Below are 13,531 nucleotides of genomic sequence, written 5' to 3'. Positions count from 1 at the left end.
CGCCGTCCCCGTGCCCGTCGTCCCCCAGCGCGTCGACCACGGCCCAGGCCCGGGCCAGATGGCTGCGGGCGGCGTCGGGGCGGTCCAGCTTCACGTAGTCCGCCGCCAGGTTCAGATGCAGTGACGGGTACAGGGCCCGCAGCGCGAGCGACCGCTCCTGCCCGGCGAGCCGCTCCCCCGTCAGCCCGTCGGCGGCGGACAGCGCCCGCAGGTCCCAGGCCAGCTCGTCGGACGGATCGTCCTGCGTGTCGGCCATGTAGTGCGCCAGCGTGCAGCGGTGCAGCGGGTCGCCGTCCTCGCCGATCTCCGACCACAGGCCGAGGAAGCGGTCGCGCGCCTCCTCGCGGTCACCGGCGTGGGCCAGCATTGCCACCTGCCCGATGCGGGTCATCATGGCGTCGTCCGCCGCCTGCTCGCGCTGCTGTGCCACTGGCTCCTCCAAGGTCGGAAACCGGCTCATATGCCGATCACGACTTCCGACGCTAACGGCCACCGTCGGCAAACCCCGTCAGACACGGCACGGCGCGGCACGGCGCGCGGCACGGCGCTCAGCCCAGGTTCGGCACGGTCCAGTCGATCGGCTCGTGCCCCTGGGCCGCCACCGCCTCGTTGATCTGCGTGAAGGGCTGCGAGCCGAAGAACTTCTTCGCGGACAGCGGCGAGGGGTGGGCGCCCTTGACGACGATGTGCCGCTCGGTGTCGATGAGGGGCAGCTTCTTCTGTGCGTAGTTGCCCCACAGGACGAAGACCGCGGGGTCGGGGCGCTCGGCCACGGAGCGGATGACGGCGTCCGTGAACTTCTCCCAGCCCTTGCCCTTGTGCGAGTTCGCCTCGCCCGCGCGGACGGTGAGCACCGCGTTCAGCAGCAGCACTCCCTGCTCGGCCCACGGCATCAGATAGCCATTGTCCGGGATCGGGGTGCCGAGCTCGGCCTGCATCTCCTTGTAGATGTTCCGCAGGGAGGGCGGCGTCTTCACGCCGGGCCGCACGGAGAAGCACAGGCCGTGGCCCTGGCCCTCGCCGTGGTACGGGTCCTGGCCGAGGACGAGGACCTTGACCTGGTCGAACGGCGTCGCGTCGAGCGCGGCGAAGACCTCCTCGCGCGGCGGGTAGACGGGACCCTTGGCGCGCTCCTCCTCGACGAACTCCGTGAGCTCCTTGAAGTAGGGCTTCTGCAGCTCCTCGCCGAGGACGCCGCGCCAGGACTCGGGCAGCATCGCGGTGTCGGTCACGTCAACAACCTCCGGGGTACGGGCACTTGCACGCCCGCGCCTCCCCGTCCGGGGAGCGCGAGCGCTTCGACACCCAGAAACCTACCGGCGCCCACTGACAATCGTGTCCGGCACCCTCACCAACTGGTCTTGCGGTGCAGCTCCCACATCATCATGATCGTCGACGGGTCGAGGGCCCGCTCCCCGCCGGAGATCTCCTCGCTGGCGGCGATGTACTGCTTGCCCTGCCACAGCGGCAGCAACCGCGCGTCGTCCACCATGATCTGCTGGGCCCGCTCGAACTGCCGGACCACGGCTCCCCGGTCGCTCTCCCGGCGCGACTGCGGCAGCAGCTGGTCGGTGATCTCCGGCGAGACGTACGGGGTGCTCACCGCGTTCTCCCGGCCCACGAAGGGCGCGATGAAGTTGTCGGCGTCGGGGAAGTCGGGGAACCAGCCGCGTCCGAAGACCGGGTACTCACCCTTGCGGTAGCCGGCCTCGTACGTCTTCCACGGCCGGCTCTTGAGGGTGACCTCGAACAGCTTGGAGTCCTCCAACTGCTGCTTGAGGGCGGCGAATTCGGGGGCCGTCGCGGAGCCGTACCGGTCGGTGGTGTACCAGAGGGTGAGCGGGACGGGCGCGGTGATGCCGGCCTTGGAGAGGATCTCGGCGGCCTTGGCGGGACTCGGATCGCCGAAGTCGTCGAAGAAGTCGGTGGTGTGTCCCGCGAGGCCCCGCGGGACCATCGAGAACAGCGGCTCGACGGTGTCCTTGTAGATCTCGTGCGCGATGGCGCCGCGGTCCACGACCTGGGCGACCGCCCGGCGCACCGCGCGCTTGCCCGCCCACGGGTCCTTCGGGTTGAAGACGAGGTAGCTGATCTCAGTGCCCGCGCCCTCGACGAGCTGGAGGCCGTCGGTGGCGTTCTTGGTCTGGAGGTCCACGACGTCCTCGGCGGCGAGTCCGCGGAACGTCGCGTCGATCTTCTTGGCCTTCAGGGCCTGGACCATCTCCGCCGACTTGCCGAAGTAGCGGATGGTGACGGCACTGTTCTTGCGGTCGGCGAAACCCTTGTAGTTCGGGTTCCTGACCAGTTCGGCCCGCTCGCCGTCCGTGTAGGACGTCAGCTCGTACGGGCCCGAGCCGGTGACCGCGCCGTCCTGGCGCAGCGCCTTGGCCGGGTACTCGTCGGGGTCGACGATCGACAGGGCGGGGGTGGCGAGCACGAACGGGAAGGTGGCGTCCGGCTTCTTCAGATGGAACGTTACGTCACGGTCGCCGGAGGTCGTGACCTTGTCGAGGCTGCCGAGCAGTCCCACGGGTCCGCCCTTGACTCCGATCGTGCGGATCCGGTCGACGGAGTGCTTCACCGCGGCGGCGTCGAGCGGGTGCCCGTCGGAGAACTTCATGTCCTCGCGCAGTTCGCAGTGGTAGACGCGGTTGGCGCTGTCCTCGAACGAGCACTCGGCCGCGTCGGCCTCCGGTTCGGCGGCGCCCGACGGGAAGGCGACGAGCGTCTGGTACACGTTGCGGAACAGCTCCCAGGAGCCGTCCCAGGAGGCCGCCGGATCGAGGGTGCTGGGCGCACTGGTGGTGCCCACGACGATCGGTTTCTCGTCCTCGGAATCGCCCGTGTTCACCAGCCCGCACCCGGCGAGCACAGCAATGGACGCAGTCGCCGCCGCCGTACGGATCCGCGTACGGGGGGCAAGCAACCGTATGAACACGCGCACGCTCCTCGATCGGCCATGCCATGGGTCGGCAGACCATATCGCAGTGCCCCGCCGGTGCAACTGCCTGCACCGACGGGGCACTTGATGCGCGAGGGCGTATGTCAGACGTTGTCATCCGACGCCCGGATTCTCACCTGCGTCAGGCGACGCCCGCGTTGAGGGACATGCCGCCGTCGACGACGAGCGTCTGCCCGGTGATCCAGTCGGACTGCTCCGAGGTGAGGAACGCGGCGGCGCCGCCGATGTCCTCGGGCACGCCGAGCCGGGCCATCGGGTAGGCGGCCGCCGCCTCGGCCTCCCGGCCCTCGTACAGGGCCTGCGCGAACTTGGTCTTCACGACCGCCGGGGCGATCGAGTTGACCCGCACCGTCGGCGCGAACTCGTGCGCCAGCTGGAAGGTGAGGTTGACCATGGCGGCCTTGCTCATGCCGTACGCGCCGATGAACGGCGAGGCGGAGACGCCGGCGACGGACGCGATGTTCACGATCGCGCCGCCGTTGTCCTTCTGCCACGCCTTCCAGGTCTGCTGCGCGAAGCCGAGCGCGGAGACGACGTTGGTCTCGAAGACCTTGCGCGCCACGTTCAGGTCGAGCTCGGCCATCGGGCCGAACACCGGGTTCGTACCGGCGTTGTTGATGAGGAAGTCGACGCGGCCGAACGCTTCCATGGTGCGCTCGACGGCGGCGGCCTGGTGCGCCTCGTCGTGCGCCTTGCCGGCCACGTAGATCACGCGGTCGGAGCCGAGGGTCTCGACGGCCTCCTTGAGCGCGTCCTCGCCGCGTCCTGTGATGCAGACGCGGTCGCCGCGCGCGAGGAGGGCCTCGGCGATGCCGTAGCCGATGCCGCGGCTGGCGCCGGTGATGAGGGCGACCTTGCCCGAGAGTTCTGCGGTCATGTCGGTCTCCCCCGGCCCTAGTTGAGCGGTCCGCCGGCCACGTACATGACCTGGCCGGAGACGAAGCCGGCCGCGTCGCCGGTGAAGAAGGCGATGGCGTTGGCGATGTCGTCGGGGCGGCCGACGCGCTGCACCGGGATCTGCGTGGCGGCGGCGGCCTGGAACTCCTCGAAGCCCATGCCGACGCGCTCGGCGGTGGCCGCGGTCATGTCGGTGACGATGAAGCCGGGGGCGACGGCGTTGGCGGTGACGCCGAACTTGCCGAGCTCGATCGCGAGGGTCTTGGTGAAGCCCTGCAGGCCGGCCTTGGCGGCGGAGTAGTTGACCTGGCCGCGGTTGCCGAGGGCGGACGACGAGGAGAGGTTCACGACCCTGCCGAACTTGGCGTCCACCATGTGCTTCTGGACGGCCTTGGTCATCAGGAACGCGCCGCGCAGGTGCACGTTCATGACGGTGTCCCAGTCGGAGGCGCTCATCTTGAACAGGAGGTTGTCGCGCAGCACGCCCGCGTTGTTCACGAGGATCGTGGGGGCGCCGAGCTCCTCGGCGATGCGCGCGACGGCGGCCGCGACCTGCGCCTCGTCGGAGACGTCGCAGCCGACGGCAAGGGCCTTGCCACCGGCGGCGGTGATCTTCTCGACGGTGTCCTTGCAGGCGGCCTCGTCGAGGTCGATCACGGCGACGGCGCGGCCCTCTTTGGCCAGCCGGATCGCGGTGGCGGCGCCGATGCCGCGCGCGGCCCCGGTCACGATGGCTACGCGCTGCTCAGTGGTGGACATGCTCTTCGGTCTCCTCGCCCTAGAGGGCGGCCGCTCCGCTCCGGTGCGGGTGAGCGACCGCTTAGTACCTTGTGCGAGTGACGCTAGAAGCCCTGGCACCCGGTGTCAACGTACCCACCGGGTGCCTCTGCTCACTTACCGTGCCGGACCTGGGCGTTCAGCGCACGAGAAGGGCGAGCAGACGCTCCGCCTCGGCCGCCGGATCAGCCGTCAGACCGGTGTGCACGGGCCCCGGCTGCACGACGGTCGAGCGGGGCGCGATCAGCCAGCGGTAGCGCCGCCCCGCGTCGTCCCCGGCCGCCTGGCCCGCGCTGTCGCCGCCCCGGCAGTGCCGCTCGACGGCGGTGAGCAGGGCGCGCACCCCGGTCACGTCGGCCTCGGGGTCGAGCGCGAGCAGTTTCGCCTCGTCGAGGTGGGTGAGGGCGGTGACGAACGACTTGGCGCGGCAGTAGACCACCACGCCGGCGTTGATCTGCTCGCCGCGCTCGATGCTCGGCACGACCCGCAGCAGGGCGTACTCGAAGACGTCGCGTTCGCTCATCGGGCAGCTCCCTGCGTGGTCACCCAGCCCGGCGCGCGCCGGGTCCGGTCCGCGGCACCGGCGGGCAGGCCGATCCGCTCGTGAACGGTCGCGGCGCGCTCCAGGAGCGTCTCCACATAGGCCCGCCGCACCGCGTCCGGGTCCGCGAAACCGGGCTCGCCCGCCAGCCACACGTCGGGCACGTCGGCGGCGGCGCGGGCGAGCAGCTCCCCGGTGACGCGCGGGGCGAGCTCGGCGGCGGCCGCCGCGACGTCCGGCCCGAAGGGCGCGAGGGCGTGGTCGGTCGCGTCGTACGGCTTGTCGGCCCAGGCCGGGGCGCCCCGCCAGTTGTGGTGCCAGATCATGCTGGCGCCGTGGTCGATGAGCCACAGGTCGCCCCGCCACACCAGCATGTTGGGGTTGCGCCAGGACCGGTCGACGTTGTTGATCAGCGCGTCAAACCAGACGACGCGGCCGGCCTCCAGCGGGTCGACGGTGTATGCGAGCGGGTCGAAGCCGAGGGCGCGCGGCAGGAACCGCATCCCGAGGTTGGTGCCGCCGCTCGCCTTGAGCAGCTCCTGCACCTCGGGGTCGGGCTCGCCGAGGCCGATCACCGGGTCGAGGCCGATGGCGACGAGGTCGGGCACCCGGAAGCCGAGTGCGCGTGCCAGCTGCCCGCAGATCACCTCGGCCACGAGCGTCTTGCGCCCCTGTCCCGCGCCGGTGAACTTCATGACGTACGTACGCCGGTCGTCGGCCTCGACGAGTCCGGGCAGGGATCCCCCTTCGCGCAGGGGGGTGACGTAGCGGGTCGCCGCGACTTCATCAAGCATCGTCCCAGGCTATACGGCTGCCCGGCCTGTCGATCGAAGGTGCGCACCGGCGCGAGGACCGGCAGCGTGCGCGGTCAACGGCACGGGCGCGGAAGGGAGTTGCCCGCGGCCGCGGGACGAGCCGTCGCGGGTGGTCCACCCCGCCGCACCTCGATGACGCAGTGCCGTGGCGCACAGTCGTCCACAGGACCCCCGCACGGTGCTACAGTGACGCCCGATCGATCCCCATCACAGGGTTGTTACTCCCCACAGGACGTCGTCGTCCGCGTGAGGCGAGGCAAGGCCTGGGAAGCGCCGTTGGCGCTGCCCGGGCCTTTTTTGTTGCCCTGAACCGGTCGGGAGCGGTCACGAACCCTGCACGACGGCAAGAACCTGAGGATGCGAGGAAGCATCATGAGCAGCACACCCGCAACGGGTACCGACGCACTGGCGGAGGAGATCCTCCGCGGTGTCGGCGGACCCGGGAACATCGAGAGCCTCACGCACTGTGCGACGCGGCTGCGCTTCCAGCTCCACGACGGGGCCAAGGTCGACCAGGCCGCCCTCGACGCCCTGGACGGCGTCATGGGCACCGTGCCGCAGTCCGGCGACCGCTTCCAGATCGTGATCGGCGGCGCCGTCTCGGGTGTCTACTCCAAGATCATGAACCTGCCGTCGATGGCCAAGGGCGGCACGCCCCGGGCGAAGTCCGACGCCGAGGTCAAGGCCGAGGTGCGTGCCAAGAGCCGCGGACGGTTCGCCTGGCTCGACAACTTCTTCGAGTACCTCTCGGACTCGTTCCGCCCGCTCATGGGCGTGCTGCTCGGCTCCTCGCTGATCATCGCGATCGCCTCGGTCCTCGACGCCCTCGGCGTGACCGACTTCCGGGCCGCGGACAAGTCCGCGACCTGGGTGTTCGTCGACGCCATGTGGCGTTCGGTGCTGTACTTCCTGCCGATCTTCGTCGCCTACAACGCGGCCAAGAAGCTGAAGATCGACCCGTGGGTCGGCGCCGCCGTGATGGCCGCGGTCATGACCCCGAACTTCACGGGAATGCTCAACAAGGACTCCGGGATCCCCGGCGTCACCTGCTCCACGAACGCGACGCTGGGCACGCAGGAGTGCGTGGCGCACGTCTTCGGGCTGCCGATGCAGCTGAACGACTACGGCGGCCAGGTGTTCGTCCCGCTGCTGATGGTCGCCGTGCTCGCCCTGGTCTACAAGGGCCTGCAGCGCGTCTTCCCGGAGAACGTGCACATGGTCTTCGTGCCGTTCTTCAGCATGCTGGTCATGATCCCGGTGACCGCCTTCCTCATCGGCCCGCTGGGCATCTGGGCCGGCAACGGCCTCGGCGAGGGTCTGTCCTGGCTGAACAACAACGCCCCGATCGTCTTCGCGATCGTCATCCCGCTGCTCTACCCGTTCCTGGTGCCGCTGGGCCTGCACTGGCCGCTGAACGCGCTCATGCTGCAGAACATCAACACCCTCGGCTCCGACTTCATCCAGGGTCCGATGGGCGCCTGGAACTTCGCCTGCTTCGGCGCCACCGCCGGCGTGCTGCTGCTGTCGCTGCGCCACCGCGAGAAGGAGATGCGGCAGACCGCCACCGGCGCGCTGGCCGCGGGCCTGTTCGGCGGCATCTCCGAGCCGTCGCTGTACGGCATCCACCTGCGCTTCAAGCGGATCTACCCGCGCATGCTCGTGGGCTGCCTCGTGGGCGGCGTGATCGTCGGCCTGCTGGGCGGCGTGGACACGGAGGCCTTCGCCTTCACCTCGCTGCTGACGATCCCGGTCTTCTCCCCGGCGGTCACCTACGTCATCGCGATCACGGCGGCCTTCTTCACCTCGATGGCGCTCGTGTACTTCTCCGACTTCCGCACCGCGGAGGACCGCGCCCAGGTGAACGCCGAGCGCGACGCCGCCGAGGCCGAGGAGCGCGGGCCCGTCGCCGCGGGAGCCACGGGAGCCGGCGCTGCCGCCCCGGCCGCAGCCACCGCCGGCCTGGAACTCACGGCGCCGGTCGCGGGCCGTGTCGTCAGCCTCGACGAGGCCGGTGACCCGGTCTTCGCCTCCCGTGCGCTGGGCGAGGGCCTGGGCATCGAGCCCGCCGACGGCCGGATCGTCGCCCCGGTCGACGGCGAGCTGGTCACCGTCGTCGACACCGGTCACGCCTTCGGCATCCGCACCGCGGACGGCGTCGAGGTGCTCGTGCACGTCGGCATCGACACCGTGCAGATGAAGGGCGAGGGCTTCGACGTGCGCGTCGAGTCCGGGCAGAAGGTCGTCGCCGGTGACCTGCTGGCCGAGGTCGACCTCGCCGCCGTGCGCGCGGCGAAGCACCCGACCGTCACCCTCATGACCGTCCCCAACACCGCGGAGCTCGCCTCGGTCGAGCCGCTCGCCGCCGGGCGGGACGTGGCCGCGGGTGACGCCGTGCTGACCGTCACGCGGTAGCAGGTCCGCCGTCGCCCGGGCGCGCACCCCCTCCCCGGGGGTGCGCGCCTGCCGCGTCTGTCCTGGCGGGGTTGGCGCGCACGGCGGGCGATAAGGGATCATCGAACAGAAGTCGGACAGAAGTCGGACCGCGGACGGAAAGGAGGACCGGTGGAAGCACTGCGCGTGCTCAACAACAACGTGGTCCTCGCGCGTGACGGGAAGGGCCAGGAGGTCATCCTCACCGGGCGTGGCATCGGCTTCAACACCCGGCAGGGCCAGACCATCGATCCCGCGCTGATCGTGCGCGTCTTCGTCCCGGAGGACGGTCGTGACCCCGACCACCTGGCGCAGGCCCTGACCTTCGTCGGCGAAGAGGTCCTGCGGGCGGTCGTGATCGCGCTCGGCGAGGCCGGGATCGAGGGCCGGGAGTCCACGCGCCCCACCCTCGCGATCGCCGTCGCCGACCACGTCGCCAACGCGCTGGAGAGGGCGAAGCAGGGCATCGCCGTCGAGTACCCGCTGCGCGCCGAGGTCCAGGCCCTGTACCCGACCGAGTACGCCCAGGCGCAGCGCCTGCTGGTGGCCGTGAACGAGCACGTGGACCCGAAGCTGGAGCCCTCCGAGGCGACCGCTCTGGCCCTGCACCTGGTGAACGCGGGGTTCGCCTCCGGCGACCTGTCCTTCACGTACACGATGACCGGGGTCATCCAGCAGATGCTGGCCGTCGTCGGCGAGCAGTACGGGCTCGACGTCTCGCAGGAGTCCATGACGGCCGCGCGGTTCATCACCCACGTGCGCTACCTCTTCGTGCGCATCCAGCAGCACCGGCAGCTGAAGGGCCACGAGTCCACGATCGGCAAGGGCATCCGCCTGCACTACCCGGAGGCGACCGGCACCGCGCAGCGGCTGGCGACGATCGTCGAGCTGCGGCTCGGCCAGCAGCTGAGCGAGGACGAGGTCTCGTACCTGGCGCTCCACGTGGCCCGCATGACCACGGAAGGCGACGGAGCGGTCGCATGAGGCGGGGCGGCCGGGTTCCCTCGATGGGGTGACATCGGCGCCGTGACGGGTCGCCGTGACGCCGGTGGGCGCGGGCCCGGGTGATGAGATCGAGAAGGCCTTGAACGCCGCGGGATCACCGTACGTACCCCTGAGCAACCCCCACGGAATCCGGCACGGCCCCGATCGATCCGACGCACGACGAAGGGATCCCCACCTCATGACCGCATCGCAGGAGTCCGCCCCCCTGAGCCCCGCCCCGTCCCGCCGCACCGTGGTCGCCGCGGTGGGGGCGGCCGGTCTCGCCGCGGCGCTGAGCGCCTGCGGCAGCTCGGACGACGGCTCGTCCGAGCCCGCGGGGAACGCCGCGTCGGCCGGCAGCGGCGACGGCGGCGGCAAGGAGCTCGCCAAGACCTCGGACATCCCGGAGGGCGGCGGCACGATCTTCGCCGACGCGGGGGTCGTGGTGACGCAGCCGAGGAAGGGCGAGTTCAAGGCGTTCACCAACATCTGCACGCACAAGCAGTGCCCGGTGACCAAGGTCGAGGGCGGCACCATCAACTGCCCGTGCCACGGCAGCCGGTTCTCCATCGAGGACGGCAGCGTGAAGCACGGTCCGGCGACGCAGCCGCTCGGCGAGAAGAAGATCACCACGAGCGGCGACGCGATCAGCCTCGCCTAGGCCGCTTCCACGCGGCGAGCACGTCCTGGGTGGCCGTCACGGTGGCGACCAGGGCGAGCGTGTTGCGGATCATCGCGGGGGTGTAGTCGGAGGGCACCCCCGCGATGGCGTCCCGGGGCACGACGACCTGGTAGCCGAGGTTCACCGCGTCGAAGACGGCGTTCGGTATCGCCACGTTGGCGGAGACCCCGGTGACGACGAGGGTGCGGCAGCCCAGGTTGCGCAGCAGCGGGTCGACGTCGGTGCCCGCGATCGGCGAGAGCCCGTGCAGCCGCCGCACGACGAAGTCCTCGTCCGCGACCTCGACGGGTGCGGCGATCCGGACGGCCTTCGTGCCCGACAGCTGCTGCACGGGGAGGCGTTCGGCGGCGCGGAAGAGGCGGCCGTTGCGGTTGGCGCCGCGGCCGTCGGGGCGCCGCTCCGCGACGGCGTGCATGACCTGGACCCCGCTCTCGTGGGCGGCGGCGACGAGCTGAGCGACGTGCACGAGCGCACCGGACGAGCGCGCCTCGTCGGCCAGTTCGGGCAGCGCGCTGTCGGTGCCGACGACGCCTTCCTGGCACTCCACGGTGAGCAGCACGGTGTACGCCGGGTCGAGCAGGTCGGCCAGCTGTTCCGGTGACGGCATGGATCCCCCTGTGCGTCCTGGTGGTGCGGGGTGCTGGAGACTAGCCACCATTGCGCGGGGAAGGAAGAGGCAGCATGCTGCTGACCTGACACACCGTCAGGTTCCTTTCGGGGAGTCCGGGGAGGAAGAGGAGAGCGTATGACCGTCACCCAGCGCCGGGGCCGGAAGATCATGATGACGCCCGAGGAGCGCGACGGGTTCCTGTCCGGGCAGCGCACCTGCCGCGTGGCCACGGTGGGGGCCGACGGCACCCCGCACGTCAGCCCGCTCTGGTTCCTGTGGGACGGCACGTCCCTGTGGCTGTACTCCCTCGCGCGCAGCCGCCGCTGGGCGGACCTGCGGGCCGACGGCCGGGTCGCCGTGGTGGTCGACGCGGGCGAGGAATACGGGGAGCTGCGCGGCGTGGAGCTCTCCGGCCGGATCGAGTTCCTCGGCGAGTCCCCGCGCACCGGCGAGCCGTGCCCCGAACTCGACGTCCCCGAGCGGCTGTTCGCGCAGAAGAACTTCGGGCTGCCCGAGATGATCTACGACGGCCGGCACGCGTGGGCGCGCCTGACGCCGGAGAAGATCACGTCGTGGGACTTCCGCAAACTGGCGGATCTGTAGCGCACACACAGGGGGGAGCGGGGCCTACCCGTCCGACAGCCGACCGAGATCGGCGCCCACCTTCTGCAACGCCCTTACGGCCGCGCGGATCGAGGGCCGCCGGTCGGCGTCCGCCCGCCACACCACGTACACATGACGCCGTACCTTCTGCCGGACGGGCACGGTCACCACGCCCTCCGGCATCGGGTGGCGGCCGAGCAGCGGGGCGACACAGACTCCCAACCCGGCCGCGACGAGGCCGAGTTGGGTGTGGGTCTCGGCGGCGCGGTGGCCGATCTGCGGCTCGATGCCCTTGGCGCGGAGCGTGAACAGCAGCCACTCGTGACAGAACTCGCCCTCGCCCCAGGTGATCCACTCGTCGTCGGCGAAGTCCTCCAGACCGACCTCGGAGCGGTTCGCCAGCGGGTGGCGCAGCGGCATGGCGATGTCCGCGGGATCATCCATGATGCTCGCCTTGACCAGGCCGTCGGGCATCGGCATCGGCTTGTTGTACCAGTCGAGCACCACGGCCATGTCGAGGTCGCCGCGGAGCACCCCGGCAACCCCGGCCTCGGGCTCCAACTCCTGCGAACGCACCCTCAGTTGAGGATGCTCGTCGCGCAGCCCCGACAGGGCCGCGGGGAACAGGCCCCGCGCGGCGGTCGGGAACGCGGAGATCCGCAGCTCACCCACCACCTGCCCGCGCTGCGCCTCCAGGTCGGACTGGGCGAGCTCGACCTGGGACAGGATGCGGGCCGCGTGCTCGGCCAGCAGCCGCCCGGCGTCGGTGAGGCGCACGCCGCGCCCGTGCTTGGCGAGCAGCTGCTGGGCGACCTCGCGCTCCAGCTTCGCCATCTGCTGCGAGACGGCGGAGGTGGTGACGTGCAGCGCGTCGGCGGCGCCGCTCACCGATCCGTACCGGGCCAGTGCGTCGAGCACGCGCAGCCGCTCCAAGTTCAACATGTAAGCGATGCTAAGGGATGTGGCGCAATAAATCTCGCTTGTGCTACGAGGACCGGAGGGCCACGCTTGTCCTCATGACCACCGTCACCGCCTCCCGTCGGGCCCCGTCCGGCGCGCACCCGCCCCTCCCCCGCCGGGCCCTCGACTGGCGCCTGCGCTTCGGCGTCCTCTCCCTCATCTGGGGTTTCAGCTTCCTGCTCATCAAGGTGGGCACCGACGGGTTCGCGCCGTTCCAGGTGACCCTCGGGCGCCTGGTGTTCGGTACGGCGGTGCTCGCGGCGGCGATGGCCGTGAAGCGGGTGCGGCTGCCGCGCGGCGCCCGCACCTGGGGTCACCTCGCGGTGGCGGCGTTCCTCCTGAACGCCCTCCCGTTCTCCCTGTTCGCGTTCGCCGAGCAGACGGTCCCGTCGACGCTGGCGGGGATCTGCAACGCGACGTCGCCGCTGTGGGGCATGGCCCTCTCCCTCGTCGCGCTCTCGGAGGACCGGCCGACCCGGCGCCGGGTGGCGGGCCTGGGCATCGGTTTCCTCGGGGTCCTGACGGTGCTGGGCGTGTGGCAGGGCTTCCACGGCCTGGACGTGACGGGCACGGCGCTGGCGCTGCTCGCCTCGTTCAGCTACCCGGTCGGCTGGATCTACGTCCGCCGCACACTGGCGGACAGCGGCCACTCGCACCTCGCCATGACGGGCGCCCAACTCCTGCTCGCCACGGTCCAACTGGCCCTGGTAACCCCCCTGTTCACATCCTGGCCACGCCACTTCGCGACCGTCCCGCTGCTCGCGATCGTCGCCCTGGGCGCCCTGGGCACCGGCCTCGCGGTACTGATCCAGTACGGCCTGGTCGCCGAGGTCGGCCCCACCACCGCGCAGATGGTCACGTACTTCATCCCGGTCATCGCCACGGCCGCGGGCGTAGCCCTCCTGAACGAGTCCCTGACCTGGTCGACCCCGGTGGGCGCGGCCATAGTCCTCACAGGAGCGGCCCTGACCCAGCCCCGCCCCCAGAAGCCCTGACTCCAGCGGCCCTCAAGGAGAAGGCGCGGCGCAGCCGCAGCCTTCAGACATGCGAGGAACTGCGCGAGACCCTTAAGGAGAGGGCGCGGCGCAGCCGCAAGCCCTCAGGGGCGCGGGGAACTGCGCGAGAACCCCCACGAACCCGCACTGACCCACAAGGCGAAGGCGCGGCGCAGCCGCAAGCCTTCAGGGGCGCGGGGAACTGCACGCCCAGCCCCACTCGACCCGCGCCCCCGAAATCCAACCCCGCTCAGGCGTAATTCCGCACCGGCGCA

At 70.9% G+C, this 13,531-nt stretch carries 14 protein-coding genes; 5 read left to right on the top strand and 9 right to left on the bottom strand.

Annotated elements, in window-relative coordinates:
• From M4J07_RS41845 to M4J07_RS41815, 7 genes are all read right to left on the bottom strand, one after another.
• On the bottom strand, positions 1-460 hold a 460-nt coding region (locus M4J07_RS41845; protein ID WP_305128877.1), incomplete at its 3' end, for a hypothetical protein.
• 88 nt (positions 461-548) lie between these two features.
• Positions 549-1,232 (bottom strand): uracil-DNA glycosylase, encoded by a 684-nt coding sequence (ung, locus tag M4J07_RS41840; protein ID WP_255981361.1) that lies wholly within the window; start codon positions 1,230-1,232, stop codon positions 549-551.
• Between the two features lie 116 nt (positions 1,233-1,348).
• The gene (locus tag M4J07_RS41835; protein ID WP_374215179.1) at positions 1,349-2,851 is read right to left on the bottom strand and encodes an ABC transporter substrate-binding protein; all 1,503 of its coding nucleotides are present in this window, start codon (positions 2,849-2,851) and stop codon (positions 1,349-1,351) included.
• A 232-nt stretch (positions 2,852-3,083) separates the two neighbouring features.
• Positions 3,084-3,839: an SDR family oxidoreductase gene (locus M4J07_RS41830; protein WP_255981359.1), complete on the bottom strand. Its 756-nt coding sequence runs from the start codon at positions 3,837-3,839 to the stop codon at positions 3,084-3,086.
• 17 nt (positions 3,840-3,856) lie between these two features.
• Positions 3,857-4,618, bottom strand: coding sequence for a 3-oxoacyl-ACP reductase FabG (gene fabG / locus M4J07_RS41825; RefSeq protein WP_255981357.1), 762 nt, complete (start codon positions 4,616-4,618; stop codon positions 3,857-3,859).
• 157 nt (positions 4,619-4,775) lie between these two features.
• Positions 4,776-5,159, bottom strand: a complete 384-nt coding sequence (locus M4J07_RS41820; RefSeq protein ID WP_255981355.1) for a DUF3037 domain-containing protein — start codon at positions 5,157-5,159, stop codon at positions 4,776-4,778.
• Entirely contained in the window at positions 5,156-5,971 is an 816-nt protein-coding gene (locus M4J07_RS41815; RefSeq protein WP_255981352.1) for a HipA family kinase, read from the bottom strand. Before M4J07_RS41815 ends, M4J07_RS41820 begins: the two co-directional genes overlap by 4 nt.
• A 393-nt stretch (positions 5,972-6,364) precedes the next feature.
• On the opposite strand from M4J07_RS41815, the gene M4J07_RS41810 reads away from it, so the two are divergent.
• The 3 genes from M4J07_RS41810 (at position 6,365) to M4J07_RS41800 (ending at position 10,067) form a co-directional block, all read left to right on the top strand.
• Positions 6,365-8,404 (top strand): glucose PTS transporter subunit IIA, encoded by a 2,040-nt coding sequence (locus M4J07_RS41810; RefSeq protein WP_255981350.1) that lies wholly within the window; start codon positions 6,365-6,367, stop codon positions 8,402-8,404.
• A gap of 150 nt (positions 8,405-8,554) precedes the next feature.
• Positions 8,555-9,406: a PRD domain-containing protein gene (locus M4J07_RS41805; protein ID WP_255981348.1), complete on the top strand. Its 852-nt coding sequence runs from the start codon at positions 8,555-8,557 to the stop codon at positions 9,404-9,406.
• 199 nt (positions 9,407-9,605) lie between these two features.
• Entirely contained in the window at positions 9,606-10,067 is a 462-nt protein-coding gene (locus M4J07_RS41800; protein ID WP_255981346.1) for a Rieske (2Fe-2S) protein, read from the top strand.
• Here M4J07_RS41800 and M4J07_RS41795 read toward each other — a convergent pair.
• On the bottom strand, positions 10,054-10,695 hold the full coding sequence (locus M4J07_RS41795) for an isochorismatase family protein (RefSeq protein ID WP_255981344.1): 642 nt from the start codon (positions 10,693-10,695) through the stop codon (positions 10,054-10,056). The two genes, M4J07_RS41800 and M4J07_RS41795, sit on opposite strands and share 14 nt — an antisense overlap.
• A 138-nt stretch (positions 10,696-10,833) precedes the next feature.
• Between M4J07_RS41795 and M4J07_RS41790 the strand changes: the two genes are divergently transcribed.
• Entirely contained in the window at positions 10,834-11,301 is a 468-nt protein-coding gene (locus tag M4J07_RS41790) for a pyridoxamine 5'-phosphate oxidase family protein (RefSeq protein WP_255981342.1), read from the top strand.
• Positions 11,302-11,325: 24 nt separating this feature from the next.
• On the opposite strand, the gene M4J07_RS41785 is transcribed toward M4J07_RS41790, so the two are convergent.
• Positions 11,326-12,243, bottom strand: coding sequence for a LysR family transcriptional regulator (locus M4J07_RS41785; protein WP_255981340.1), 918 nt, complete (start codon positions 12,241-12,243; stop codon positions 11,326-11,328).
• Positions 12,244-12,317: 74 nt separating this feature from the next.
• On the opposite strand from M4J07_RS41785, the gene M4J07_RS41780 reads away from it, so the two are divergent.
• Positions 12,318-13,256: a DMT family transporter gene (locus M4J07_RS41780; RefSeq protein WP_255981338.1), complete on the top strand. Its 939-nt coding sequence runs from the start codon at positions 12,318-12,320 to the stop codon at positions 13,254-13,256.
• Positions 13,257-13,531: the final 275 nt, after the last annotated feature.

The sequence above is a fragment of the Streptomyces longispororuber genome, from assembly GCF_024448165.1.
GTDB classification, from domain to species: Bacteria; Actinomycetota; Actinomycetes; order Streptomycetales; family Streptomycetaceae; genus Streptomyces; species Streptomyces longispororuber_A.
The sequence above is the reverse complement of the archived record's forward strand: the minus strand, read 5'-3'. Positions and strand labels throughout refer to the sequence as shown.